We start from the raw sequence: 25,364 nt of genomic DNA, 5'->3' as shown, positions 1-25,364 counted from the left end.
GGGCCCGTTCACGGGTGCAAGATCTCCAGGAACCGGCCGAGCGCCGAGGTGGCGTCGGCGAGCGCGAGTGCCGTCGCGGTGACCAGGGACGCGGCCAGCAGCGCGGCGCTTCGGCGGCTTTCCGGGCGAGCGCCCTGCAAGGCACGAACCCGCTCGGTCACCTGGTGGCGCAGGTAGGCCAGCGCCGTGGCGGGACCCCGGCCGGTGCCGGCGAGGGCGGCTCGGGCCAGAGAACGGGCCGCGAGCGGCCGGCTGGCCACCGCGTGGGCGGCGTCCTCGTCAGCCCAACGCTCCAGCGCGAAGCCGAGTTCGCCGCGCAGACGCCTCAGGATGGGGTTGAGCGCACAAGCCATCTCGCCCAGGGCCGCGAAATGGTGGTGTCGGTGAGCCAGGTGGGCATGCTCGTGCGCCAGCAGCACCGCCCGCTCGTCGACAGGCAGCGCACGCAGCATGCCAGAGGTGACCACGATCCGCCGGGGCCGGCCGGGCAGGGCGTAGGCGTCCGGCTGGTCGTCGGCCAGCACGATCAGGTCGCCGGCCGCAGGCAGGCCCCGCAGACCGGCCAGTGCCCGCATCTCATTGCGGCGCCGCCACACAGTGCGCGCAAGCCTGAACAGGCCGCAGGACAGCAGAGCGGCAGCCAGCACCCCGAGCGTGCGCGGCACCGGGTCGGCGGCGGCGAGCGCGGCGGGGTCAGGACGTGTATAGGCGATGACTTCGCCGATGCGGCCCAGGCCACCGGCCGCCAGGACCAGCAGACCCCAGACCGTGGACAGCGCCGCCACCGCCGAGATGGCCGCCAGCATGCGGGCCGCGGCAGCCGGTGCGAGCTGCCGGGCCAGACGTGGGCCGACGGCAGCCAGCACGGCGGGCGCCACAAGCAGGAGGTACACGGTCAGGTACACGGACGTCGTCGCCTTTCCGGACCGGCTCAGTCCGTGGAGTCGAGCAGGGCGCGCAGGGCGGTCTGCTGGTCGGCGTCCAGGGTGTCCACGAAGTGCTGGAGCACCTCGGCGCGGTGGCCGGTGCGGCGGAGCGCGGCGTTCATCTCCTGGGCGGCCACCTCCGCCGCTGCCCGGCTGGGCGTATAGGCGTACGCACGGCCCACGGGCTCTCGATCCACCAGGCCCTTTGCCCGGAGCCGGCCGAGTACGGTCAGCACGGTCTTGTAGGCCAGACCGTCGCCGAGCTGCTGGTGAACCTCAGCGGCGGTCATCGGCCCGTCGCCGGCCCACAGCGCGGCCATGATCTCCGCCTCCAGCGCCCCGGCCGGACGCCGGGCACCCGCCTCCACAGCGTCGGCCCGATCGCGTGGGCTCGGCATGGTCAGCTCCCCTTCCTTCCCGCCCGCCGTCCGTCGTTCCGAGGGCGGGGACACTCCTTTGTCGCACATCCTGTAAGACTCAGGCTAGTCTCACAGCGTGTAAGACTTCGCGGAGCCGTACTGCTTCGGCGGAGCAGTTCGTCGCGCACAGCGCCACCCGTGCAAGGAGAACGACCTTGGCTTCGACCGCAACGACCCGGTGGCCGGCGCGGGCCACCATACTGGCCCTGCCCCTCGCCCTGTCACTGGCCGCGATGCCCGTCGCCCACGCCGACACCCTCGCCGAGGGCCCCTACACCCCCTACGACCAGGGCGTACGGCACGTCGCCACCCTCGCCGGATACCTCTCCTACGGACTGATGGCGCTGGCGGTCTGCTTCGGCATCCTGACCACCACCGGATGGGCCCGCCGCAGCGTACGACGCGAGACCCTCTACGGCGGGCACATGATGCTCGCGGTGATCTGCCTGGCCTTCGCCTGCATCCACGGCATCGCCTACGCCTTCCAGACCGGCCAGCACTTCTCCTACGTCAACGTGGTCATCCCATTCGTCAACGGCGGCGAGCCCGAGGTCGCCTTCGGCATCATCGGCCTCGAACTCGGCCTCGCGGTCGCCGTCTCGATCTGGGTCCAGCGCAAGCTGGGCTACCGCCGCTGGCACCTGGTGCACTACCTCGCCTATCCCGCCTTCGGCCTGTCGCTGCTGCACACCATCACCGCCTCCGCCGAGGTCCAGGCGCTCGGCCTGCTCGGCATCTTCGTGCTCGGCATCGCCGCCGCTCCCATCCTGCTGTTCTTGCTGCGGCTGCTGCCGGCCACCACCGCGGTCGCCACCCGCATCGCCCCGCAGGAGGTGTGACGCCGGTGTCCGCATCCCACACCGCGGTCAACGCCTTCGGCCCGCACGTCACCGTCCCCACCGCAGCCCCTGCCGCTGCGACGCCGGTGGTGAAGGTCAGCGTCGACAACAACCACTGCGAGCTGTACGCGATCTGCCAGCAGGAAGCCCCTGAAGTCTTCGAGCTGGGCGCCGACGGCCGCCTGCGTTACGACGCCGTCCCCGATGCCTCCCAGACCCCGGCAGTGCGGCAGGCCGCCCGCTGCTGCCCCATGCAGGCCATCACCCTCACCACCCGGGAGAAGCAGTGACCAGCGCGGCCACCGACCGGATCGCCATCGTCGGTACCGGCCTTGCGGGCCTGTCCGCCGCCGAGCGGCTGCGCGAGATCGGCTGGCGCGGCGAGATCACCATGATCGGGGAGGAGCCCCACCGGCCCTACAACCGCACCCCGCTCTCCAAGCAGCTGCTGACCGGCGACCGCCAGCCCCCTGAGCTGGCGCTGAACGTCTACACCGAACTGGATGCTGCCTGGCGCCTGAGCACCCGTGCCCTGGACCTGGATGTGGAGCGGCGGGAGTTGCTGCTGCCCGGAGGTGAGCAGCTGCCGTTCGACGGGCTGATCATCGCCTCCGGCGTCGAACCGCGCCATCTACCCGGTTCCCCACTGCACTCGGACCGGGTGTGGATGCTGCGCACCCTGGCCGACGCCCGCAACATCGACGCCGCCCTCGCCCGGGCCCGGCATGTGGCGGTCATCGGCGGCGGGTTCATCGGCTGCGAGATCGCCTGCTCGGCCCGCACCCGCGCCCTGGACGTCACCGTCATCGACGTCAGCCCCACCCTTCTGCACCGCTCCCTGGGCCCGGCACTGGGTGCGATGATCGGCGACCTGCACCGCGACCACGGCGTCCGACTCCACCTCGGCGTCGGGGTGCGCGGCTGGTCCGAGGACAAGCGCGGCGTGACGGTCCTGCTGGACGACGGTGAGCAGGTCCGCGCGGATGCCGCCGTCGTGGGCGTGGGCACAGTGCCCCGCACCGACTGGCTCTGGCACACCGGCCTCGACCTCACCGACGGCGTACTGTGCACCCCCACCACCCACGTCATGGGCACCGACGGGGACCCGATCGACGGCATCACCGCCGCCGGCGACGTGGCCCGCTGGCCCAACCTGCGCTTCGACGACGTCCCGCGCCGGGTCGAGCACTGGATCAACGCCATCGAGATGGGCCGCCACGCCGCCGACGCCCTCCTCCAAGGCCCCCAAGACGCCTCCCCGTTCGTACCGGTGCCCCGGTTCTGGTCCCACCAGCATGGTGTGCGCATCCAGTCCGTCGGCATGCCGGGTCTCGGCACCGACATGACCATCCTCGACGGCGACCCCGCGCGGTGCCGTACCGTCGCGGGATACACCCGGCCAGGGCCCGACGGAGCCACGATCCTGGTCGGTGCCGTGGCACTGGACTCGCCTCGGACCCTTCTCGCCTACCGTGATCGCATCGGCCACCCCCTGGCCACCGTGCCCGGACGGCGCCAAGTCGCCGCCTGACGGTGGGCCCGCGATGCCGCACCCCGCAAAGCCGCCGCCGGCACCCCTGTCTCCGGCCCTGAAGTTCGGTACCGAGTTGGTCGACGAAGCCATCGTCGAAGCCGACCTCACCGCGGGCATCATGACCGTCATCGAGACGCCGGAGCCGCGGCCGGGAGGCACTCCCCGATGCAGCTCACCAGTTCGCTGGCGCTTCTGCGAACAGTGTCGTGCGCGCTCCGCACCGCCAAGGTCACCTCGGACACCCGCACGGCACCCGACGGGTCCATGTGGCCATGGAAGCCGGCGGCCCGGATCACTCGGTGATCCAGGCCGCCGTGCGACCGGTACGTCATGCCGCTACGGCCACCTGCGCGGCCTGCTCGGCCTCGTCCAGCCACTCGATGAGCGAGGTGCGGGCGCGGGCGACCCGCGAGCGGACTGTGCCGATCGGGCAGTCGCTGACGAGGGCTGCCTCCGCGTAGGGAAGTCCCACCATCTGAGTGAGGACGAATGCCTCGCGGCGGTCGTCAGGCAGCGTGTCCAGCAGCTCGGTGAGTGCGATGCCGTCGTCGAAGCCGGGCAGGTCGCGCGGCTGGGTGCGTTCGGCGGCCGACTGCCAGTCGTCCGTGTCCGACAGGCGGGGGCGGGACGAGTTGTAGCGGATGCTGTCGATGACCGCGCGACGGGCGATGGAGAGCAGCCAGGTGCGGGCCGAGGAGCGGCCTTCGAACCGGTGCAGGCTGCCGAGGGCGCGCAGGAAGGTGTCCTGAGTCAGGTCGTCGGCGCTCTGAGGGTCGGCACCGAGGTACGTCACGTAGTGGCGGACGTCCCGGTGCAGGGCGCGTACGAAGAGGTCGACGGCGTCGGGGTCGCCGCTGCGGGCGGCGAGGGCCAAGGCCGTGATCGAGTCTTCTCTCGGGTTCTTCCTCGATTGTTCGCGCGATGCAGGCAGGGCAGGAGTGATCACCTGGGATCTGTCCTTCTCGGGATCAGGTATCCGGCGTCCGGCCGGCGCGCGTTGCAGGGCAGCGGGCGGCACGATCGGAACCGGTGGTGGGGTGGACGGCCGGGCGCTGGAGCGCACGGCCGATGCCCGAGGCGGGGAACCGACGGCTCGACGGCTGTGGGGACGGCCTCGGGGAACCGGCTGTCGTCAGGCGACAGCTGTCCCGGCGGGCGGGCCCCGAGAGGTGATCGCGTGGGTGAGAAGGAGGCGGCGCGGTGCCCGGTCCGACTCCGCTCGGCGGGCGCGGACGCGCGGCCGGTGTGGCGGCACGGGCAGCCGGAGGAGCAGGTGCAGTGGCGCGAAGAGCCAGCCGGCGACGGCCCGCAGGATGCGGAACGCGGCACGTTCGCCGTACGCGAGCCACAGCGCGCACAGCAGCGCGGCCAGCAGGTGGGCGAGGAGCATGCCGGTCGAGGACATGGCGGCCATGTCGTGGGCAACGGCGCCGACGGGCGCTGCGGAAGCCATGTGGTCCATCGAGCCCATGGAGCCCATCGAATGCATCGAGCCCATGGAAGGCATGGAGTGCATGGCGGCCATGTCGTGGCCAATGGAGTTCATCTCGCCCATGGAGCCCGCCCCCGACGGCGAACTGCACAGGAGGTAGGTGAGCCACTGCTGGGCGAGCGACCTCCCGCCGGACGGTGCGGGGTGGGCGACAGCCTGGGCGAGAGAGAACGAGGAGTGGAGTACGGCCTGGGTGGCCACCGCAACGGAGACGACGAGAAGCGGTCCGCGTTCGCGGTCGGCCACCCGCCAGGCCATACCGCCCGTCGCCACCACGCCCGCGGTCATGGCCCACCAGGGCACCGCGGTTCCCGACATCATGACGTGAGCCAGGGCGGTGAGCAGCACACAGCAGGCCGCGAACACCGCGGCCCGTACCGTGCGAGAACACCACCCAGCAGTCATGGCGGCCTCATCCTCGCATCCGCGCTTCCATGGTCACCGGGGGGTACGGAAAACGGACTATGCCCCCTCAGCCCCGAACTTGTGATCCAGGACACAGCAACGGGCCGGAACTCCTCGGCGATTGAACCCGACTTCTCTCGAAGCACCGGGATTTCCCAGGCGGGGAGGAGGGACGCCGGTGGCGGCGGACCAGAGCCAGACTCAGAGTCAGGTCGGGACGGCGACCGAAGAGGGCCCGGCACGGGCGACAGGTGCCATGACGGCGCTGCTGACGTGCGCCATGGCTTTCTCGATGATGCAGCTCTTCCTGCTCGGCGCGCTCGGACCACGGCTCGTGGACGACCTGAAGGTGTCACCGACCGTGCTGGGGCTGACGACGACTGTGGGCTTCGGAGCCGCGGCTGTGCTCTCCCCGGCGGGCGGGCGTGTGGTGGACCGGCTGGGTCCGCGCCGTTGCCTGGTCGCGTTGCTGCTGGTGTCGGCGGTGGCGCTGGCGCTGATCGGGTCGGCGCCGGGCGCCGGGTTCCTGCTGACGGCGGTCGCGCTGGGCGGGCTCCCGCAGGCGCTGGCGAATCCGGCCACGAACAAGGCGATCCTGGCCGCCGTACCGGCGGAGCGGCGTGGCTCGGTGACCGGGATGAAGCAGTCCGGGGTGCAGCTGGGCGCGTTCGCCGCCGGACTGCCGCTGGCCACGCTGGCCGGAGCGGCCGGCTGGCGGGGCGCGGTGTGGACGGCGGCCGGCGCAGCCGTGCTGGCCGCCGTCTGGGCGGCTCGCGCCTTGCCCGCGGACCCGCCACCGAAGGCCGCGCCGGCCTCGTGGGTCCCGCGCGGCGCCATCGCCTGGCTGGCGCTCTTCTCTCTGCTATTGGGCTGCGGCATCGCGTCGGTGAACACGTATCTGGCGTTGTACGGCGTGCGGCGGCTCGGGCTCGGGCCGACAGCGGCCGGTGCGCTGGTGGCGGTGCTGGGCATCGCGGGCATCGCCGGGCGGGTGGGCTGGTCTAAGGTGGCGGGCCGGCCGGGCCGGGCCGTGTGGCTGCCGGGCGGACTGGCCGCCGGTGCAGTGGGGGCCGCACTGCTGCTGGCGGCCTCGGCGTACGCGCACCCGCTGGCCTGGAGTGCGGCGGTGGCCGTCGGCGTCTTCGCGGTGGCCGCCAACGCGGTCTCGATGGTGCTGGTGATGCAGCGTGCGGCGCCCGGCCGGGCCGGACAGGACTCGGCGCTGGTCTCGGCCGGTTTCTTCGCCGGGTTCGCGATCGGCCCGCCGCTGTTCGGGCTGCTGGCGGGCGCAGGGCGGTACGGGACCGGGTGGCTGCTGGTCGCGGGAGAGTTCGTGGGGGCGAGTGTGGTGGCGCTGACCTGGGCGGTGCGTGAGCGGCGTTCGGTCGTACGACGATGAGCAGGCCGCGTGCGGCGAAGGGCTCGGCGGGCATGGCTCCGCAGCCCCACCCTGACGTCCCCGACTGGGTGGCTCCGGCGCTGGATTCCGTCCTGGAGCGGGTGGCCGTGACTCAGGCTGAAGTCGGTGACCGTTTCCCGCTGTTCGCCGACCCCTGCACCGGCCAGTGGACGACGACCGGACGCGGCTCGTGGACGGGCGGCTTCTGGGCGGGGCTCCTGTGGCTGCGTGCCCGGTCCACAGCGGACGACGGCGTTCGCGAGGCGGCAGTGAAGTGCACCGGTCGGCTCTCTGACTGGGTGCACGCCGACACGGCCGCCCGCGGACTGATCTTTTGGTACGGGACCGCGCTCGCCGACACGCGCGAGGTCACCGAGCTGCGGGACCGGGCCGCCCGCGCCTGCCGGGATGCGTACGACGCCGAACTCGGTCTCGTCCCGTGGGGCTCGGCGTTCGGCGGCCCCCGCCTCCTGGCCCGCGTGGACGGCGTGCCGGGCATGGTCCCGCTCCTGGCAACGGTGGATGAGCAGGCTGCCGAGGCTCACCTGCGCCGCCATCTCGAACTCTGTCTCCACAACGGTTTCTTGGGCTGGTCCTGGCGGTTCGAGCGCCCTGCGCGTTGGGTTCCGTGCGACGATCCGCCGCCGGGCTGGAGCCGGGGCCGGGCTTGGCTGCTGCTGGCCGTGGCCGATGCCGTACACCGTCTCAGCGCCGACGATCTGGCGGATGTCGCACGCCACTTGATTGCCGCCCATGCCGTCCCACCCGCGGACGAGACCCGCCCGGGAGGCCCCCTCGACACCTCGGCCGCCGCCATATCCGCGGTGGCCCTGTTCAAGCTCGGCCGACGTGAACGGGCCGTCCAGGTGCTGCAAGAACTGGTCCGCACCCATCTCTCGGGCGACGGCCGCCTCCTTGGCGGCTGCTACGACCTCACCTCAGGAACGGCGACACGGCACGAGCTGATCTGGGGCGACTACTTCCTCGCCTACGCGCTCGCCGCCCTCACCGGCCTCATCGATCCCCACGAAATCTAGGGGCCCGCAGCACCCGGCGCGCGACCGAGGTGATGTGCAGTTCGTCCGGACCGTCGAGGATCCGGGCCGCCCTGCCGGTTCGGAACAGCGCGGGCAAAGCGGTGTCCGGACCGAGGCCCGCCGCGCCGTGTACCTGGATCGCCGCGTCGGCCACCTGCTGGAGGGTGCGGGCGGCGGCCACCTTGGCCAGGCCCACCTCCACGTGCGCGTCGAGTCCGGCGTCCAGGCGGGCCACGGCTTCGTACACGAGGGGGCGGGTCGTGCGCAGCGCGAGCAGCGACTCGAAGACGTGGCGCTGGACGAGCTGAAGGTCTGCGAGCGGGCCGCGGGAGCGGGTACGGGTCGTCGCGCGTGAGCGCATCAGGTCGAAGGCCCGCCCCGCCTGCCCCAGCCAGCGCAGGCAGCGCAGTGTGCGGCCGAGTTGGAGCCGTTCGGCAGCGACGTCCAGTGCCTTGCCGCGCTCGCCGATCAGGTGGTCGCCACCCACCACGACCCCGTCCAGGTCGATCTCCCACTGCCCGCCCGCGCCGAGCACCGGCAGTTCACGAACCACACGGAAGCGCGGCGAGTTTGTCGGTATCAGGAGCAGTGACAGTCCCTCGCGGTCCGGCGGTGTGCCGTCCGTGCGGGCGAGGACCGTGACGAGGTCGGCGTCGGCCACCCCGCTGGTGAACCATTTGCGTCCGCTCACCCGCCAGGTTCCGTCGTCCGCGGGTACGGCGCGGGTGGTGGTGAGGAAGGGGTCGGTGCCCGGCGTCTCGGGCTCGGTCATGGCGTAGCAGGCCCGTATGTCTCCGGCCACCAGGCGCTCGGCGTACCGTTCACAGACGGCAGGGCTGCCGTGCCGCCATAGCATCAACACGTCGAGCAGGGGCGCCGAGCCGAGCGCGGCCGGGCCGTGGTCGCTGGCTCCCTCGGCCTCGGCGACATGGGCGTACGACCGCAGCGGCAGCCCTTGGCCGCCGAGTTCCGAGGGAAGCGGGAGCGCCCACAGTCCTTCGGTCTTCGCCTCGCGCTGGAGCCTGCGCAGCACGGCGGCGGCCTGCGCACCGCCGGCGTCCAGTACGGGCTCGCAGGGCATCACCCGTCCGCGTACGAACTCGGCGACGCGATCCCTCAACGCCGTTGCGTCCGGCGGGCAGTGGGGCGTCCCGGTGATCTCGTCCATGCGGGTCTCCGTCACTTTCCTCGTGATCCGCGGGAACCCCGGCCGCCGGCCGTCCGACTCCCTCTTCCGTGGAACAGGTCGAGGGCGACCGTCCCCGGGTTCCCGCGCGTCAGGAAAGGAGAGGCATGGCAACTCCAGCCATACCGGCCGTCGCGCGGACGGCCGGACCACTCGACGGTCTCCGCCTGCGGGGCGACGGTCCGCCGGGCCCGGCGGACGGTCTCATCGCGGAGCATCTGCGACTGCTGGGCGCCGAGACCGACGGCGGCTGCGGCGGCCGGCTCACCGTCACCGGAGGCGGCATCGGTGGTGTCACCGCCCGCAGCACGTGGGGAGGGACCGCGACCGACGAGGCCACTGCCCAGGCGGCGACCGGCATCATGGCCGTACACGGCCGCCGTGACGGCGCCCCGCGCGGTCTCGCCGTCGACTACGCCGCCACGGCCACCGGCGTGCTTGCCGTGCAGGGCCTGCTGGCCGGGCTGCTGGCGCGGGCGCGCGGCGGGAACGTCGCACAGGTCGAGGTCAGCGCCGAACGGGCCGGGCTGCTCGTGGTCTCCCAGTACCTGGCCGCCGCCGGCGCCGAGGAGGGCGAAGCGGTCGAACTCGCTGCGGGCGGGCCGCCGTTCACGTCGGCCGACGGGATCGTCTTCGAGCTGGAGACGCTGGATCCGGGGGTGTGGGCGTCGTTCTGGCGCACCCTGGACGCCCCGGAAGAATCGATACGCCGGGGGTGGCGGCCCTTCCAGTTCCGGTATGCCACGGCCTGCGCGCCCTTCCCGCAGACGTTGCACGAGGCGGCCCGGGCAAGCTCCTGGGAGCGGATCCGGCACGCCGCCGCGGTGTCCGGCGCCGACGTGTGCCCGTTGCGGTCGCTCGCCGAGCGTGCGGCCGAGTACGACCGTGCGGCACCCTGGAAGCTGACCCCGCACGACGCGGCGGCGTACACCCCCGGCAGACCCACCGATGACCTGCCCCTCACCGGATTCACCGTCCTGGAAGCCGGGCGGCGTATCCAGGCCCCGCTCGCCGCCCACCTCCTCGGCCTGCTGGGCGCGGAGGTGATCCGGATCGAGCCGCCGGGCGGTGACCCGTTGCGCGGGATGCCGCCCGCCTGCTCCGGCGTCTCGGCGCGCTGGCTGGCGTTGAACCGGGGCAAGAGGGCCGTCGAAGTGGACATCAAGTCCGCCGCCGACCGGGAGCGGCTGCGCGAGATGTCTGCCGACGCGGATGTCTTCCTGCACAACTGGGCACCTGGCAAGGCCGCCCAGCTCGGCCTCGACCACGAGCACCTGGCCCTCGCCAACCCGGCGCTCGTCTACGCCTACACCAGCGGCTGGGCGGACCGGCTGCCCGAGGCCCCCATGGGCACCGACTTCATGGTGCAGGCCCGCACCGGTGTCGGCGAGGCGGTGCGGCCCGCCGACGAGCCGGCCGCCCCGTCCCTGATGACGCTGCTCGACGTGCTCGGCGGCCTGCTGGGTGCCGAGGCGATCCTGGCGGGGCTGCTGCTGCGGGAACGCACCGGACGCGGGATACGCGTCGACTCGTCGCTGCTCGGCGCCGCCGACGTGCTCACCGCACCCCATCGGGCCCGGGCCGCGCAGGGACTCGACCCGCGCAGGCCGGCGGGGTTCCGCCGCCCGCTGCGCACCGCCGACGGCTGGATCGCCCTGGCCGATGTGTCCGCGGCCCCGTACGACGTCGGAGAGCTGTCCACAGACCAGGCGCTGGAGCGGCTGCGCGAGCGCGGCCTGGCCGCTGTCCCGGTCATCGCCGACCTCGCCGACCTGCTCTCCTGCGGCCCGATCAACCGCGACGCGTACGGCGCCCCCGCCGTTCCCGACCCCTGGAGCTTCGCATGACCGTGGACCTGCACGACCTGCTGCCCGCCGAGCTGCGCCGCACCTGGGCAGTCGACGGCACCTGCCCGGACCTGGACCTCTACAGCCTCTACCGCGCCCACCAGGTCGCCGACCTGCACCGCACCGCGGTCATCGACGCCAAGGGAAAGCTCTGCTACACCGCCCTGGACCGCAAGGCGCGATGTCTGGCGGCCGGTCTTTCCGGGCTCGGCATACGCGCCGGTGACGTGGTCGGCATACAACTGCCCAATGGCCGGGGCGCCGTCATCGCCGACCTGGCGCTGGCCGCGCTGGGTGCCATCGCGCTGCCCTTCCCCGTCGGCCGCGGCACTCGCGAGGCGGCCTCCCTGCTGCGCCGGGCGGAGGCGGTCGCCGTGATCGCCGCCACCGAGCACCGCGGAAACCACCACGCCGCCGATCTGCTCACGCTCGCCGGTGAACTCCCTGCCCTGCGCACGGTGATCGCCGCCGGGCCCGGAGCCCCGGAGGGGACGCTCGCGTTCTCCGCGCTGCTGCGCACCGACCCCACGTCCTTCAAGCCGGCCCGTCCCGACCCCGACTCCGCCGCCCGCATCCTGGTCTCGTCCGGGTCCGAGGCCGAGCCGAAGATGGTGGCGTACTCGCACAACGCGCTGGCCGGCGGCCGCGGCAACTTCCTGGCCGCGCTCATGCCGGACAGTCGGCCGCCGCGCTGCCTCTTCCTCGTCCCGCTGGCCTCCGCCTTCGGTAGCAGCGGCACCGCCGTCACGCTCGCCCGGCACGGCGGAACACTCGTCCTGCTCGACCACTTCACTCCCGAGGCCGCCCTGGACGCGCTCGCCGCGCACGAGCCCACCCACGTCCTGGGCGTACCGACCATGATCCGGATGATGCTGGACCGGATCGAGGAAGGACACCATCCGGCGTTCCCTCCGCCCACGGCCGTCATCGTCGGCGGATCGCCGCTCGACGAGGCCACGGCCGAGGAGGCCCGGCGCGTCTTCGGCTGCCCGGTCGTGAACCTCTACGGCTCGGCCGACGGCGTCAACTGCCACACCGGACTGTCCGACCCTCCCCTGCGCGGCGAACGGCCCGGCATCCTCGCCGGCCACCCGGACCCGATCGTCGCCGACATACGCATCGCCGTCCCCGGCACGACCGAACTCCGGGAGGCACCGCGCGGCACTGTCGGTGAGATCGTCGCCCGCGGCCCGATGACCCCCCTGTGCTACGTCGCCGCCCCCGACCTCGACGCCCGCTACCGCACCGCCGACGGCTGGGTGCGCACCGGCGACCTCGGCCTCATCGACGACGACGGGAACCTGCGGATCGTCGGGCGGCTGAAGGACATCGTCATCCGGGGCGGGGCCAACATCAGCCCGGCCGAGGTGGAGATGGAGCTGGCGGCACATCCGCTCGTACGCGACGTGGTGTGCGTCGGCGTGCCCGATCCGCTGATGGGCGAGCGCCTGGCCGCCTGCGTCGTGCCGCGGGGCAAGGCGGCGCCCACGCTTCAGGAGCTGTGCGCGCACCTGGACGCGCGCGGCCTGGAGCGGCGCAAGCACCCCGAACGCCTCCTGGTCGTAGCGGCGTTGCCGCTCACCCCGGCGGGCAAGCCGGATCGGGCGCTCTTGCGTGAGCGGTGTTCGGCGCAGGCGCCGAGGTCCGTCGCGCAGGCCGTCTGACCCACCGCGTGCGAGGCCGCTCGGAGCCTCCGGGCGGCCTCGCACTCACGACGCACCCCAGGTCAGGAAGAGGTCATCGCCTTCTTGATCGTCTCCGCGGCGTTCTTGTAGACCGCCAGCAGATCCAGGTCCTTGCCCGGGTAGTTGACGATCTCCACCTGCCGCGCGCCCGAGTCCGGCAGCACCTTGCCCGTCGTCATGTGGATGTTGTCGAGGACGAACGCGGGCTTTTTCGTCTCCAGCTCGGCCAGCTGCTTGGCGGTCACGGCCTGCGGGCCGTAGGTTCCGCGCAGGTCCGCGCCGGCCATCTTGGCCGACCATACGGAGAAGACCTGCGCGACGACGGCCGGCGCCTTGCCGCCCGGCCACGCGGCCTTCAGCTCCTTCTGCAGCACGCTGTATTCGCTCTTGAAGGAGGTGTTCCATTTCGCGGCTGCATCCTGGGTGCCGAACAGCGTGCCCAGGCGCGTGACGTCCGCACTCGTGGTGGCGACGTCGTTGTCGAGGTTCATCTCGACCAGCTTCGCGCTCGAACCGGCAGCGTCCTTGATCTTCTTGGCGTACGGCTCGAAGGACGCGTACAGCACGAAGTCGGCCCCCGCGACCGCCGCGAGGTCGGACGGCTTGGGATCGTAGTCCGGGGCGTGCTGCACAGACGACGGGACGATGACCTTCACTTCCTTGGCGCCTGCGGCCTTGGCGAGGGCGCCCTCCCAGGTGGTGGTGGCCACGACGACAGGGGCGCCGGCGTTCTTGTTCGCGGTCTTGTCGCTGCCATCGGCCTTGTCGGAGCCGCATGCGGTGGCGGTCAGCGCCAGCGCGGTGGTCAGGCTCAGTGCGACCAGGGAAGGGACACGGACGGTGCGGACGCGGGTGCGCGCCATGAGCGGATTCTCCGTTCGGGGATGAGGTGCACGGCCAGGACCAGGACCCCGGCCGTCAGGACGAGCACGGGCCCGGGCGGCCAGTCGAGCTTCAGCGCGACGAGGAACCCGGTGAGGTTCACCGCGACGCCGATGCCAACCGCCCAGGCGGTGATGGACTTCAGGGAGCTGCCCAACCGCCGGGCGGCGAGCGCGGGCAGGAGGGTCAGCGCGTCAACGAGCAGCGCGCCGGTGAGCTTGATCGCCCCGGCGACGGACACCGCGACGAGCACGAGCAGCAGGAGGGTGAGCCGGTCGACGCGCACCCCGGAGGAGAGGGCGAGTTCACGGTCGTAGAGGAGGAGCGCGAGCTCGCGCCGGCGCCACCAGAATAGGCCGGGTACGACGACGGCGAGCACGCCCAGCAGCCACAGGTCCGGCGTGCCCACCGACAGGATGGAGCCCCACAGCAGCGCGAACGCACCTTGCGCGTTGACGCCGGACACGGCCAGGACCAGCAGCGCGGCGGCGATCGCCAGGCTCATCAGCAGGCCCATCGCGCCCGACAGGCCGTCCGGGGTGCGGGCGAGCGGCGCGACACCGGCACCTGCGAGGGCGCAGGCGAGAAGCGCGCACAGCATGGGGTCGAGCCCGGTCAGCAGTCCGAGTGCGATGCCCAGGAGCGCGACGTGCATCATCGCGAACCGGACCGGCATGATGTCGAGCCCGACGATCACGACACCGATCACCGGAAGGCCGACGGCCGCCAAGAGCAGGGCGGCTCCGGCCCGTTGGACGGGTATGAGCTGCAGGAGCGTTCCGAGGTCGGCGGCGGCAAGGTTGTTCACCGGACCTCCCTGAGCCGGCCGGCGGCCATCTCCAGCACTCGGTCGCAGCGGTCGGCCAGCGCCCGGTCGTGCGTGACGACCACGACGGTCACCGGCAGCGACAGCAGGACGTCGGCCGCCTCCTCCTGCCCGGCGAAGTCGAGCGCGGCGGTGGGCTCGTCGGCCAGCAGCACCCCCGCTCCGGCTGCGACACAGCCGACCGCGCGGGCCAGATACATGCGCTGCAGCTGGCCGCCCGACAGCGTGTGCAGCGGCCGGCCGGTCAGCGACCCGACACCCAGCTTCTCCGCCGCCTGCACCGCTTCGGCCGCTGCCCCACTGCTCGCCAGCAACTCGCTGCCCAGCAGCGGGAATCTGCCGACTGCGGGCTTCTGCGGGATCCAGGCGCACGCCCGGCGCCGCCACGCCCACTCAGCCGCGCTGCCGGTGCCCCGGCCGCCGACAAGGATCTCCCCGTCGGCCTGGCGGTGCAGGCCCAGCACGGCACGTAGCAGCGTGGTCTTGCCCGACCCGTTGGTCCCGGTCAGCGCCACCCGCTCGCCCGCCTCGATGTCGAGATCGACCTCGCGCACGGCCTCTACGCGACCGTGCCGGCAAGCGACCTGGCGCATCCGCACATCCAGCCCGTCCATCCCACCTCCTGTCCGTTCTGCGAGAGGAGTCGGACGGGCAGGGCGATGAGTTCCCGGCGATTCCCGGCGACGAGAGGAATGCGCGAAGTCTCCACCGCTTGCGGTCTCAGCCCGTGCCGGGGCGTACCACCACCGCCAAGGTCTTGATCCGCCCGCTGTGCCGGAAGTGCAGCACGAACGGGACGAGGTCCCCCGCACGCCACTTCCCACGCACCGTCACCATCACGTCCAGGCCCCACGGCGACATCGCCAGCGTGCCGCCCGCCGGGACGATGGCGGAGCCGACCGGGCGCATGTACCCGACGTTGCCGGGTGTCGTCGTGTTGCGGCCGAGCATCGCCCGCTCCATGGCGGTCGAGGTCACACCCGTCAATTCGTCCTCCGTGCCACCCGAGTTGGAAATCCGGAAGAAGGCGGCTGATTCCTCCCCGTCCCCGTACGGGAGGAACACCCGCCCGGACGTGACCTCGATGCGCGCGGGACTGCCCGCCGCCCCGGAGGCGGTCCAGGCGGCGAGACCGCCCAGCGCGAGTACACACGCCGCCACGGGGGCGAGCGCGGCGAGAAACGCCTCGGCGAGCCGGCGCCGAGAGGGCCGCCACACCGCGAGTTCGGTCACCGTGCACCACCCGTCCGCCGCGGTCGGCTCGGCTGCCAGGTGCGCAGCCGCAGGCTGTTGCCCACGACCAGCAGGGAGCTGGCCGACATCGCGGCGGCCGCGAGCATGGGGTTGAGCAGGCCCACGGCGGCGAGCGGCACGGTGACGGCGTTGTAGCCGAACGCCCACAGGAGGTTGGTCCGGATCGTGCCGAGGGTCCGGCGGGCGAGGCGGACCGCGTCCGCAACGACCTCGATGTCCCCACGCACGAGGGTCACGTCGGCGGCTCCGATGGCCACGTCCGTGCCGCTGCCCATGGCGATCCCGAGATCGGCACCGGCCAGCGCGGCGGCGTCGTTCACGCCGTCGCCGATCACCGCGACCCGGCAGCCCTGTGCCCTCAGCCCCCGTACGAGCTCCGCCTTGTCCTCAGGGGTACACCGCGCCCGAACTTCATCGATCCCCAGCTCTGCGGCGACGGCGCGGGCGGTGTGCTCACGGTCGCCCGTGGCCAGCACCGGCCGCACCCCCAGGCGCCGAAGCCGGTCCACGGCACGGTAACTGCCCGGTCGTACGAGGTCCCCGACCGCGATCAGTGCCTGGGGCTGGCCGTCCACCAGTACCAGGACCGGTGTGTGCCGGGCCGTCTCGCACGCGCCCAGCGCACGGGCCAGCGGCTCAGGTAGCTGACTGTCGGGCGAGCGGACTTCCACCAGTCGGCCCTCGACCCGGCCGCGCACGCCCAGCCCGGGCAGTGCCCGGAAGTCGGCCACCTCGGGCAGCGGCCGTCCGCAGTACGCGACGATCGCCCGGCCCAGCGGATGCTCGGAGCCCTGCTCGACGGCACCCGCGAGACGCACGACCGCCTCCTTGCCGATCCCGCCCGGCACCTGCGTGACCCGTGTGACGCTCATGTGCCCGGTGGTGAGCGTGCCGGTCTTGTCCAGGACGACGGTGTCGATGTGCCGCAGGGCCTCCAGCGCCTGCGGACCGCTGACCAGCACACCGAGCTGAGCGCCGCGGCCGGTGGCAGCCATCAGCGCCGTGGGAGTGGCGAGCCCCAGCGCGCAGGGGCAGGCGACGACCAGGACCGCCACGCACGCGGTGACGGCCGCCTGCGGATCGGCTCCCGCACCGAGCCAGAAGCCGAGCACCGTGACGGCGATCGACAGCACCACCGGCACGAACACCCCCGCCACCGCGTCCGCCAGACGCTGGGCGCGCGCCTTGCCCGCCTGCGCCTCGGTCACCAGCTGGGTGATCCGTGCCAGCTGGGTGTCGGCACCGACTGCCGTGGCACGCACCAGCAGCAGCCCGCCCGCATTGACGGCACCGCCGACGACTGCCGAGCCGGGCTGGACCTCGACCGGTTCGCTCTCGCCCGTGACCAGCGAGACATCCACCGCGGAACTGCCTTCCACAACCTCGCCGTCGGTGGCCACCCGCTCTCCCGGCCGGACGAGGAAGGTCTGCCCGACCAGCAACTCACTTATGGCAATCCGTCGTTCACGGGCGCCTTCCCGCACGGCGACTTCCTTCGCTCCTAGCTCGGCGAGCGACCGCAGCGCCTGCCCGGTGCCGTGCCGGGCCCGCGCTTCCAGGAACCTCCCGGTCAGCACGAACAGCGGTACGGCGACGACGGCTTCCAGATAAATGTGCGCGCTGCCGTAGCCGGCCTCGGCGGACGGCAGCAGGCTGAAGGACATCCGCATGCCGGGATCGCCCGCGCCACCGAGGAAGAGCGCGTAGGCAGACCAGCAGAACGACGCCGCCACGCCCAGCGACACCAGCGTGTCCATGGTCGCCGCCGCATGCCGCAGCCCTCGCACCGCCCGCACGTGGAACGGCCACGCACCCCACACCGCGACCGGCGCGGCCAGTACGAAACACAGCCACTGCCAGTTACGGAACTGCCAGGCGGGCACCATCGACAGCACGAGTACGGGCAGCGAGAGCAGCACGGTGACGACCAGCCGGTCCCGGCCCTCGAACGCGGCTGTCCGCGCCGAGCCTTCGGGCGGGGATTCGGGTTCGGGCCTGGGCGGAGCGGGCAGCTCGGCCGTGTACCCGGCTCGCTCGACTGCCCCGACGAGCTCGGCCGGCGTGACGCCCGGCGGATGGTTCACCCGGGCACGCCCGGTCGCCAGGTTGACCGTGGCACTCACGCCGTCCAGCTTCGCGAGCCGCTTCTCCACCCGCCGTACGCAGGCCGCGCAGGTCATGCCGCCGACGATCAGATCCGTGGTCGTCAGGGCGGCCTCCGTCTCCTGGGCCGTCATCCGTGCATCCCGCTCATGCCGCCCATGCCACCACTGTCGCTGTGCGGCACGGTGCCTCCACCGCCGGAACCCGTGCGGGTGCCGTGCATGCCGGGCGCGACCGGTCCATAGGCGGCGCCGACGCCATACGACACCGCGAACATCAGCGCCAGCAGCAGAAGGAAGCCACACAGGGCGGGCGGCGGCACCCGTTTCCTCAGCACCGCACCCGCGCCGGCAGGCTGACGGGACTCATCGATCACAAGGTCTCCTGGTCGCGTCGTACGGCCGCCACTCGGTCCGAGCCGTACCGATTCAGGAGTCGGAGCCACAGGGGATGAAGTTCCGAAGCTTCCATGTGACCTGAGCCACGCCAGCCCTCGGTCTGTGAGGTTCCGCGCCGCAGTGCGGAACCTCAGTGAGCCGAACGCCTCGCGTGCGGCCCGCCCCTGCTGCGGCGACGCAGCGGCATACCTGACATCGCCAGCTCGATCAGCACGTACAGCAACCCGCTCAACGCTAACCCGGCAGCGCAGCCGACCAGAGGACCCAGAGCGTCACCGGCAACTTCTCTGTCGAGTTCAGCGTGGGAGCGTTACCGCGAGGTCTGACCTCGGCGGCAGGCAGGAGTCTTCCGGGTCTGATTCGCTACCAGGGGCGGTGCATGAGAATCCGGGTTCGACTATCTGGTAGGCGCAGAAGTTTGGCTGTGCGCCAGCCGCGTGCCCGGTAGAGAGCGAGGGCGGGTGCGGCGTGAGGGTGGGTGAGCAGCCAGCGGGGCCCGGGCGGTGCAGTGGTGAGGAGGGCGTCGTGGAGTGCGGCTCCGATGCCGTGGCCGCAGGCGCTGGGCGTGACAGCGAGTTCGCGCAGTTCGAAAGGGAGCCTGCTCACGGGTGGCTGGTCGGCCAGGGCGGCGAGATGGCAGGCGGGGCGTCCGTAGGCGAAGCCGACTAGGTGGCCTGCGGCGTCGTCGGCCAGGAGCAGACGGAATCCGGGCTGGTGGGCATCAATGGTGAGGCGGTTGATCAGGCGGGCGATGTCGGCCGGGGCCGCGTGCCAGGGGCGGGGAGTGAAGGTGGCGTGCGCGAGCCGGGTGAGTGCGTCGAGGTGCGGGGCGAGGCGGGCCAGGGTGATCCGGCGGACACGTGTGGCGCCGTGCGGGCCGGGAAGCCACCAGGCGTCCCGGCCCTTGGGCAACAACGTGTTCACGTGGTCAGGCGCCGACGGCCGCGGTGTAGCGGGCGGCGACGTCTTCCCAGTTGACCAGGTCCCACAGCTTGGTGACGTAGTCGGGGCGGACGTTCTTGTACTGCAGGTAGTAGGCGTGCTCCCAGGCGTCGAAGACCAGCAGCGGGGTGGTGCCCTGGCCGACGTTGCCATGGTGGTCGTAGACCTGCTCGACGACCAGGCGCCGGCCCAGCGGCTCCCAGGCCAGAACGCCCCAGCCGGAGCCCTGGACGGAGGAGGTGGCGACGGTGAGCTGCTTCTTGAACTGCTCGAAGCCGCCGAGGTGTTCGTCGATGGCGTCGGCCAGCGCCCCGTCAGGGCGATCGCCGCCGTCCGGGGAGAGGTTCTGCCAGAAGATCGAGTGTAGGACGTGGCCGGAGAGATTGAAGGCGTAGGTCTTCTCCAGGCCGACCAGGCTGGTGGGGGTGATCTGGTCCTTGTCGCGGATTTCGGCGATCTGCTCCAGGGTGTCGTTGGCGCCCTTGACGTAGGCGGCGTGGTGCTTGGCGTGGTGCAGCTCCAGGATCTGCCCGGTGATGGCCGGCTCCAGCGCGGCGTAGTCGTAAGGCAGGTCGGGAAGCGTGTAGGTGCCCATCAGGCACGTCCCCTTTCCACGTGGGTGATCGTCCAGGGACAGCCTACGCACTTATTGCGAACTACTTGCAACAACTATCAGAATGCATCAACATGAGTCGTGACGGGGCCGGCCCGTCAACTTTCGGTAGCGCGGTTACTCAGTGCCGTTTCCTTCCCGGAAGGTGATCGTCTTCTCACCCGGCACCCGCCGGACCCCGGCCGGCCCCGCAGGTCGCTTGCGTCACGCCTGGCAGGGCACAGCCCGTTCATGACCAGACTCTGTAGGTGGAAGGCGGTCGTCTGGACCGCAGAGTGCAGCGCGTCCGCCACCAGGGGTGCGGGCGCCTCATCGATGGCGCCGGAAGGGTCGTCGGCCAGCACTACGGCGGGCGCCGGAACCGCCCTCCACCCACCGGTTCGCAATCCCCGGCAGCATGCGCAGGCACGCCGTGCGGAACTATGCGCTCCACTCCGCCGACCTCTGAGGTGACGGCCTCGGCCTGAACACCCGCACCTGCGGATCCGTGCGTCGCCCAAAGCCCTTACAGCACCGAGGAGTTCCCCCATGACCCACAAGCAGTACAACGTCACCGGCATGAGCTGCGAGCACTGCGCGGCGAGCATCAGGGAAGAGGTTTCCGAAGTGCCCGGAGTGAGCGACGTCGTGGTCGACGTCGCCACAAATTCCGTCACCGTGCACGGCACGGATCTCGACGACGGGCGGCTGCGCGCGGCGATCGTCGAGGCAGGGTACGGCGTCACCGACCCGGTCGCCGTCTGACCCAACGGCGGAGCGGGCCGTACGCGGCCGACTCTCATCCGTCGCGCGTCACATCGAAAGGACGACGGGTGCCCTGCCGACGGGTCTTCGCCGACAGGGCAGGCACCACTGTTTTACTCGGCTTTACTCGGCCCGGGATCCCGCGGAGCGGCCGCGCAGGACGGCGAACACCGCCGCGGCCAGCCCCAGCACGCCGACGACCAGTCCGGCGACACCCAGACCGCGGGCGGTCGAGTCACTGGCCGACGCGGTCGATTTCGAGCTGCCGGAGGTCTTCGGGCTCGCCGACGAGGCGGTCGCGCTGCCGCCGTCCTCTGCCGCCTTGGCGGTGAGCTTGAGCACGGGTGCCGGGTTCTCCGGCTCCTGACCGCCCTGGGCCTCCTCGATCCACCGCACGACCTTGCCGTCGGAGTACGTCTGGAGGGTCTTGAAGGTGAGCTGGTCGGTGTCGTCGGGCAACTGGCCGAAGGCGACGTTGAAGTCCTCATAGTGGCCGGGGTCGATCTTGCCGCCGGTGAAGGTGATCTCGGAAACGGCGTCGGTGATGGTGCCGTCGTCGGTCTTGACGGGCGTCTTGAGCTTGGTGTTGGTGACCTTGGCGGTCCAGCCGTCCTGCGGGGAGACGAGCACGCCGAGGACCGGGTGGTCGGTGGGCAGGAACACCTGGACCTGCTGGGTGCTCGCGTTGTCCTCCTCGTTGGGGACGCGGAAGGTCAGAACGCCGTCGGTGGCGCCCTTGGCGTAGCTGTCGGGGTGGACGGTGACGTGCGCGGAGGCGACGCCGGCGGCAGCGAGGAGACCGGCGGCGGTCAGGGCGGTGACAACGCCGGCGCGGCGCAGGGTGGTGCGGGTCCTGGACATGAGGTGAGGGATCTCCGTACGGAAGAAAGGGATGTCGGGGGTCAGTTCGCGTACGACATTCCCATCGGCGGCCCCCGCCGGTTAACGGCGTGCCTCAGCCGTGCCTGCCGCAGCGGCCACGTCTCACCGGCAGCCCGACCTACGAGCCCGTGCGCGTCCGGTACGCCCCGCGCCCCGCCGCCAACCTGCCACCAGGCAGCAAGCCCCGGTACGAACGCGACCGCCCACCGCAGGAGCGACCACAGCGCCGCCTCGCCTCGCCGCAGCCACCAGGTCAGCACCAGGGCGGCCCCGACATGGGCGGCAGTGGCGTGCGGCGTCAGCGCATGCGCGTGGGCCATCCGCATGCCGTGCATGACCATCGTCGCGTGATGCGGCTGCACGGCGTGGAAGAGGAGATGCAGCCCACCCTGGGCAGTCAGAGTCTCCACGCCGATCGCGGCCAGCGACCGCTCCCGGCCGCCCAGCAGACATCCGCCCGCAAAGACCGGCACGAACGCGGCGACCTGCACCCACACCGGCGGCGCCGAACCCGTCGCCAGTGCATGCCCTCCGGCACCGAGCAGCACGCACAGCACGGCGAACACCGCCGCGCGCACGCTCCGCACCGCCAGGGACACACTCACGACACCCGATGCTGCCACGCAGCAAGAAGATCTTTCCCCTCGCCCATGCACACGCATCACCGCCCACCACCCGGCCAATCCGCCCCCTTCAACGTGTCGGAGGCAGCGGCCGTTCAGTTCCCGGCCACCTTGGCGAAATCGAAGCACCGGAAGCGGAGCCAGGAGCACGGGCGCACGCCGTCCGCCCACACGCCCCCACACGCGACGGGGTCGCGCGTCCGCCGCATCCGCGCCGGGTATCTCCCGGACAGTCCCCCGCGGCCACCGGTCCTGGCACCGGAGCGCCGCAACCCCATGTCCACGAAAGGTGGAGCAGCATGACCGACACCAGCGCCCTGGAGCCCGTCGCCACGTTCTGCGGCAACTGCAACTGCGGCTGTCCCCAGCTGTTCGTCGACCCCAGCGCCGCGGACGACCGTCGGATCATCCTCACCGACGACTTCGGCCAGCGCGTCCAGATGAGCGCCGACCAGTTCTCCTCGATCGTCGCCGACGCCAAAGCAGGCAAACTGGACGGCATCGCCCTGCCCTGACCCGCCTCCCGATGCCGGGCACCGGATACCGCCCGGCATCGGAGCCGTCCGTGCGGGAACTCCTGGCCTTCACAACCGCCCGGGTGTGTGCCACCTCACATCGGCGACGTGGAACTCATCGTTCCGGTCAGCCGACCGCTGACCGGACACCCAGACGTCCCAGGAGCAGCACCCATGTCCATCGAGCCGCCCACCACTGACCCGCCCCGCACGGCCGGCGAACCCGGAACGTCCGCCCAAGGCGCGGCCCCGGCGGCTCCCTCGCCCCTGCGCGCACTGCGCCCGCTGGTGCTGCGCCTGCACTTCTACGCGGGCGTGTTCGTCGCGCCATCCCTGTTCGTCGCGGCGGTCACCGGACTGCTGTACGCAGGCTCCTTCCAGGCCGAGAAGATCGTGTACGCCCACGAGCTGGCCATCCCGGTCGGCGACGACAAGCTGCCCATCTCCCAGCAGGTCGCCGCCGCCCGCAAAGCCCACCCCGAGGGCACCATCTCCGCCGTGCGGCCGTCACCGCAGCCGAATGCGACCACACGCGTTCTGCTGTCCGGGGTGAAGGGCATCGCCGCCGACCACACGCTCGCCGTGTTCGTGGACCCCTACACCGGAAAGGTGCGCGGCGCCCTGGAGCAGTACGGCTCCACCGGCGCCCTGCCGCTGCGAATCTGGATCGACGAGCTCCACCGCGACCTGCACCTCGGTGACACCGGGCGCCTGTACAGCGAGTTCGCCGCCAGCTGGCTGTGGGTGATCACGGGTGGCGGGCTGATGCTCTGGTTCGGGCGCCGCCGTGCCCGCCGCAAGGTGCGCGGCACCACGGGGCGGCGGCGCTCCCTGACCCTGCACGGCACGGTGGGCGTCTGGGCGGCGGCCGGTCTGTTCTTCCTGTCGGCGACCGGCCTGACCTGGTCCACCTACGCCGGGGCCAACATTGGCGACCTCCGCGAAGCCCTCGGCCAGTCCACCCCGTCCGTCGTCACCGCGACAGTGAGCAGCGGGCACGAGGGACACGGATCCATGGCGGGCATGGACATGAACGGCATGGACACGGGCTCGCACTCCGGCGCACGGTCCGACATGGGTCTCGACGCTGCGCTGAAGACGGCCCGCGCCGAGGGCCTGTCCGACCCGGTCGAAATCGTGCCGCCCGCGGACTCCTCCTCCGCCTACGTCGTGCGGCAGATCCAGCGCAGCTGGCCGGAGAAGCAAGACGCGATCGCCGTCGACCCGGCCACCGGCAAGGTCACCGACGTGCTGCGCTTCTCCGATTACCCGGTGCTGGCCAAACTGACCCGGTGGGGCATCGACGCCCACACCGGCATCCTGTTCGGTCTCGCCAACCAGATCGCGCTGGCCGGCCTCGCCCTGGCCCTGATCCTCCTCAGCCTCTGGGGCTACCGCATGTGGTGGCAGCGCGGCCGCGGCTCCGCCTTCGGCCGCCCGCTTCCCTGCGGCGCCTGGCGGCAGGTGCCGGTGTACGTGCTCGTGCCCTGCGTCGCGGTGGTCGCCGTCGTCGGCTGCTACGTCCGGCTGCTCGGAATCCCGCTCGCCGGCTTCCTCGCGGTGGACATCGTCCTCGGCTGGGTCACACGCCGTCGCACCGGGCACGCACACCCCTGAACCGAGCGGCTGCGCCTGCGCGGCAGCGTTACGCGAAGCTCGCCGCGATCGGGTGCGGCCGCAGATCAGCACATCAGGAAGGCGATGACGCGGTACCACCGGATGGCATCGCGCCCGGCAGTACACCTCCGGGAAGCGGCAGATTGGTCACCACGAACTGGTTCAGGATGTCGTCACGATCCATGAACATGATCTGGCTCCGCTTCGCCGCGTCCAACGCGTTGCCCAGCCAGTTGCGTGCAGCCTTGGTGATCTCCCCGCCGGCCACGATGAACGCGTGGTCGACGAGGACGCGCCGGTTGGTTTCGGGATCGAAGATCTCGTGCGCCAGCATCATCAGGGCCTGATTGTGGATCTCAGCGATGTTGGCATTGCCCGCCCTGGACTTTCCGGTGGCGTCCAGCTTGCCGCGCTTCACCTGGATTCCGAAGTACAGGAAGTGCTGGGTCGGCAGGGTGTAACGCATCCAGATGTCCTTGCCGTACTCCAGCGCCTTGTCCCGGTGCCCGGCTGCAGTGATCCGGTGAAAACCCAGCTGCCGGAACAGTGGCAGCAGCACTTCCTCAATGAGTGCATCCTCACTGCACGTGTCCAGGAATGCAGCAAGTGCTGTACGCCGCTGCATCTCGGCGGCGCTCAGAGGACGATGCGGGTTCTTGGCCAATACCGAGACAGTGTTCGTTCCGATGTGCCGCAGGTAGCAGTGCTTGTCCTCCCCGTAGAAGGCTTCGAACCCTTCCCGGGCGAGCGCATTGTTCAGCAAGCGCAGGGCATTGGGCCGGTCGAGCCCCTCATTGAGAGCATCCGCCGGATTCATCAGGTGGTCGATCACCCTGCAGAAGGACTCCGGTGGGTGTGAAGGCCCCCTGTGCGGCTCTGCCAGCAATTGTTCCAGCACCCCTGCAACCCAGCGGTGCCGCGTCGAACCGTCGTGCTCCCAATCCATGTCGAGGTCGGCGAAGAATTCGGTGATATAGCTGCTTGAGCGATACGGGAAATATGCAGGTTCGGCATCAGCTTGCGGATCTGCCGCACCGAGGTTCCCGCAAATGAGGTCGCCGAGCGGTTGCGTCCAGGGAAGTGGTGTACGGGTTCGACCTGATCCGGGGGTTTGCTCCGGCGTTGGGATGAGGCCCGCATAGATGAACGGCCACCGGCTGATCTTCGAGGTGTCGAAGCCCGAAGGAGATCAGCAC

Annotated in this window: 26 protein-coding genes; 10 read left to right on the top strand and 16 right to left on the bottom strand. The window is 71.5% G+C overall.

What is annotated here, in order from left to right:
- Positions 1 to 8 precede the first annotated feature (8 nt).
- Both ACFYZE_RS19780 and ACFYZE_RS19775 read right to left on the bottom strand, forming a co-directional pair.
- Positions 9 to 905, bottom strand: coding sequence for a M48 family metalloprotease (locus ACFYZE_RS19780; RefSeq protein WP_388995397.1), 897 nt, complete (start codon positions 903 to 905; stop codon positions 9 to 11).
- 26 nt (positions 906 to 931) lie between these two features.
- Positions 932 to 1,324 carry a BlaI/MecI/CopY family transcriptional regulator gene (locus ACFYZE_RS19775; protein WP_388995394.1) on the bottom strand — a complete coding sequence of 131 codons (393 nt, stop codon included), beginning with the start codon at positions 1,322 to 1,324 and terminating at the stop codon, positions 932 to 934.
- A 176-nt stretch (positions 1,325 to 1,500) separates the two neighbouring features.
- Between ACFYZE_RS19775 and ACFYZE_RS19770 the strand changes: the two genes are divergently transcribed.
- The 3 genes from ACFYZE_RS19770 to ACFYZE_RS19760 are packed head-to-tail and all read left to right on the top strand — an operon-like array spanning position 1,501 to position 3,715.
- A complete protein-coding gene (locus tag ACFYZE_RS19770) occupies positions 1,501 to 2,184 on the top strand; it encodes a ferric reductase-like transmembrane domain-containing protein (protein WP_388995391.1) in 684 nt (227 codons plus the stop codon).
- Positions 2,185 to 2,189: 5 nt separating this feature from the next.
- On the top strand, positions 2,190 to 2,474 hold the full coding sequence (locus ACFYZE_RS19765) for a ferredoxin (RefSeq protein WP_388995388.1): 285 nt from the start codon (positions 2,190 to 2,192) through the stop codon (positions 2,472 to 2,474).
- Positions 2,471 to 3,715 (top strand): NAD(P)/FAD-dependent oxidoreductase, encoded by a 1,245-nt coding sequence (locus ACFYZE_RS19760; RefSeq protein WP_388995385.1) that lies wholly within the window; start codon positions 2,471 to 2,473, stop codon positions 3,713 to 3,715. The genes ACFYZE_RS19765 and ACFYZE_RS19760 overlap by 4 nt, the downstream gene beginning before the upstream one ends.
- 331 nt (positions 3,716 to 4,046) lie before the next feature.
- Here the strand turns inward: ACFYZE_RS19760 and ACFYZE_RS19755 are convergent, their stop codons facing one another.
- Both ACFYZE_RS19755 and ACFYZE_RS19750 read right to left on the bottom strand, forming a co-directional pair.
- A complete protein-coding gene (locus ACFYZE_RS19755; protein ID WP_388995382.1) occupies positions 4,047 to 4,664 on the bottom strand; it encodes a sigma-70 family RNA polymerase sigma factor in 618 nt (205 codons plus the stop codon).
- A 186-nt stretch (positions 4,665 to 4,850) separates the two neighbouring features.
- A complete protein-coding gene (locus tag ACFYZE_RS19750) occupies positions 4,851 to 5,615 on the bottom strand; it encodes a hypothetical protein (protein ID WP_388995379.1) in 765 nt (254 codons plus the stop codon).
- 256 nt (positions 5,616 to 5,871) lie between these two features.
- Here ACFYZE_RS19750 and ACFYZE_RS19745 point away from each other — a divergent pair, with 256 nt between their 5' ends.
- On the top strand, positions 5,872 to 7,014 hold the full coding sequence (locus ACFYZE_RS19745) for an MFS transporter (protein ID WP_388995376.1): 1,143 nt from the start codon (positions 5,872 to 5,874) through the stop codon (positions 7,012 to 7,014).
- Positions 7,011 to 8,051, top strand: a complete 1,041-nt coding sequence (locus ACFYZE_RS19740; protein WP_388995373.1) for a sugar ABC transporter permease — start codon at positions 7,011 to 7,013, stop codon at positions 8,049 to 8,051. The genes ACFYZE_RS19745 and ACFYZE_RS19740 overlap by 4 nt, the downstream gene beginning before the upstream one ends.
- On the opposite strand, the gene ACFYZE_RS19735 is transcribed toward ACFYZE_RS19740, so the two are convergent.
- Positions 8,029 to 9,219: an acyl-CoA dehydrogenase family protein gene (locus tag ACFYZE_RS19735; RefSeq protein ID WP_388995370.1), complete on the bottom strand. Its 1,191-nt coding sequence runs from the start codon at positions 9,217 to 9,219 to the stop codon at positions 8,029 to 8,031. The genes ACFYZE_RS19740 and ACFYZE_RS19735 overlap by 23 nt on opposite strands.
- 125 nt (positions 9,220 to 9,344) lie before the next feature.
- Between ACFYZE_RS19735 and ACFYZE_RS19730 the strand changes: the two genes are divergently transcribed.
- Both ACFYZE_RS19730 and ACFYZE_RS19725 read left to right on the top strand, forming a co-directional pair.
- The gene (locus ACFYZE_RS19730; RefSeq protein WP_388995367.1) at positions 9,345 to 11,084 is read left to right on the top strand and encodes a CoA transferase; all 1,740 of its coding nucleotides are present in this window, start codon (positions 9,345 to 9,347) and stop codon (positions 11,082 to 11,084) included.
- Positions 11,081 to 12,748: a class I adenylate-forming enzyme family protein gene (locus ACFYZE_RS19725; RefSeq protein ID WP_388995364.1), complete on the top strand. Its 1,668-nt coding sequence runs from the start codon at positions 11,081 to 11,083 to the stop codon at positions 12,746 to 12,748. Before ACFYZE_RS19730 ends, ACFYZE_RS19725 begins: the two co-directional genes overlap by 4 nt.
- 62 nt (positions 12,749 to 12,810) lie before the next feature.
- Here ACFYZE_RS19725 and ACFYZE_RS19720 read toward each other — a convergent pair whose 3' ends face one another.
- The 8 genes from ACFYZE_RS19720 to ACFYZE_RS19685 form a co-directional block, all read right to left on the bottom strand.
- Positions 12,811 to 13,632 carry a metal ABC transporter solute-binding protein, Zn/Mn family gene (locus ACFYZE_RS19720; protein WP_388995361.1) on the bottom strand — a complete coding sequence of 274 codons (822 nt, stop codon included), beginning with the start codon at positions 13,630 to 13,632 and terminating at the stop codon, positions 12,811 to 12,813.
- Positions 13,581 to 14,459 carry a metal ABC transporter permease gene (locus ACFYZE_RS19715; protein WP_388995357.1) on the bottom strand — a complete coding sequence of 293 codons (879 nt, stop codon included), beginning with the start codon at positions 14,457 to 14,459 and terminating at the stop codon, positions 13,581 to 13,583. Before ACFYZE_RS19715 ends, ACFYZE_RS19720 begins: the two co-directional genes overlap by 52 nt.
- Positions 14,456 to 15,091 carry an ATP-binding cassette domain-containing protein gene (locus tag ACFYZE_RS19710; protein WP_388995354.1) on the bottom strand — a complete coding sequence of 212 codons (636 nt, stop codon included), beginning with the start codon at positions 15,089 to 15,091 and terminating at the stop codon, positions 14,456 to 14,458. The genes ACFYZE_RS19715 and ACFYZE_RS19710 overlap by 4 nt, the downstream gene beginning before the upstream one ends.
- Before the next feature lie 106 nt (positions 15,092 to 15,197).
- Positions 15,198 to 15,710, bottom strand: a complete 513-nt coding sequence (locus ACFYZE_RS19705; protein WP_388995351.1) for a copper chaperone PCu(A)C — start codon at positions 15,708 to 15,710, stop codon at positions 15,198 to 15,200.
- Positions 15,707 to 17,968: a heavy metal translocating P-type ATPase gene (locus ACFYZE_RS19700; RefSeq protein ID WP_388995348.1), complete on the bottom strand. Its 2,262-nt coding sequence runs from the start codon at positions 17,966 to 17,968 to the stop codon at positions 15,707 to 15,709. Before ACFYZE_RS19700 ends, ACFYZE_RS19705 begins: the two co-directional genes overlap by 4 nt.
- Positions 17,965 to 18,207, bottom strand: coding sequence for a hypothetical protein (locus ACFYZE_RS19695; RefSeq protein WP_388996052.1), 243 nt, complete (start codon positions 18,205 to 18,207; stop codon positions 17,965 to 17,967). Before ACFYZE_RS19695 ends, ACFYZE_RS19700 begins: the two co-directional genes overlap by 4 nt.
- Positions 18,208 to 18,595: 388 nt before the next feature.
- On the bottom strand, positions 18,596 to 19,156 hold the full coding sequence (locus tag ACFYZE_RS19690) for a GNAT family N-acetyltransferase (RefSeq protein ID WP_388995345.1): 561 nt from the start codon (positions 19,154 to 19,156) through the stop codon (positions 18,596 to 18,598).
- Positions 19,157 to 19,160: 4 nt separating this feature from the next.
- Positions 19,161 to 19,769 (bottom strand): superoxide dismutase, encoded by a 609-nt coding sequence (locus ACFYZE_RS19685; protein WP_388995342.1) that lies wholly within the window; start codon positions 19,767 to 19,769, stop codon positions 19,161 to 19,163.
- 546 nt (positions 19,770 to 20,315) lie between these two features.
- Here ACFYZE_RS19685 and ACFYZE_RS19680 point away from each other — a divergent pair.
- Positions 20,316 to 20,531, top strand: coding sequence for a heavy-metal-associated domain-containing protein (locus ACFYZE_RS19680; protein ID WP_388995339.1), 216 nt, complete (start codon positions 20,316 to 20,318; stop codon positions 20,529 to 20,531).
- Positions 20,532 to 20,654: 123 nt separating this feature from the next.
- Here the strand turns inward: ACFYZE_RS19680 and ACFYZE_RS19675 are convergent, their stop codons facing one another.
- Both ACFYZE_RS19675 and ACFYZE_RS19670 read right to left on the bottom strand, forming a co-directional pair.
- On the bottom strand, positions 20,655 to 21,392 hold the full coding sequence (locus tag ACFYZE_RS19675; RefSeq protein ID WP_388995336.1) for a YcnI family protein: 738 nt from the start codon (positions 21,390 to 21,392) through the stop codon (positions 20,655 to 20,657).
- 41 nt (positions 21,393 to 21,433) lie between these two features.
- Complete coding sequence (locus ACFYZE_RS19670) at positions 21,434 to 22,018, bottom strand: hypothetical protein (RefSeq protein WP_388995333.1); 585 nt, start codon at positions 22,016 to 22,018, stop codon at positions 21,434 to 21,436.
- Between the two features lie 317 nt (positions 22,019 to 22,335).
- Between ACFYZE_RS19670 and ACFYZE_RS19665 the strand changes: the two genes are divergently transcribed.
- Positions 22,336 to 22,551: a hypothetical protein gene (locus ACFYZE_RS19665; protein WP_388995330.1), complete on the top strand. Its 216-nt coding sequence runs from the start codon at positions 22,336 to 22,338 to the stop codon at positions 22,549 to 22,551.
- Positions 22,552 to 22,725: 174 nt separating this feature from the next.
- Entirely contained in the window at positions 22,726 to 24,168 is a 1,443-nt protein-coding gene (locus ACFYZE_RS19660; protein ID WP_388995327.1) for a PepSY-associated TM helix domain-containing protein, read from the top strand.
- 73 nt (positions 24,169 to 24,241) lie between these two features.
- On the opposite strand, the gene ACFYZE_RS19655 is transcribed toward ACFYZE_RS19660, so the two are convergent.
- Complete coding sequence (locus ACFYZE_RS19655) at positions 24,242 to 25,000, bottom strand: hypothetical protein (RefSeq protein ID WP_388995324.1); 759 nt, start codon at positions 24,998 to 25,000, stop codon at positions 24,242 to 24,244.
- Between the last annotated feature and the right edge of the window lie 364 nt (positions 25,001 to 25,364).

Source organism: Streptomyces sp. NPDC001796 (assembly GCF_042892355.1).
Classification (GTDB): Bacteria; Actinomycetota; Actinomycetes; order Streptomycetales; family Streptomycetaceae; genus Streptomyces.
Note: the sequence above shows the minus strand (reverse complement) of the source record. Positions and strands in the feature narration are given on the sequence as shown.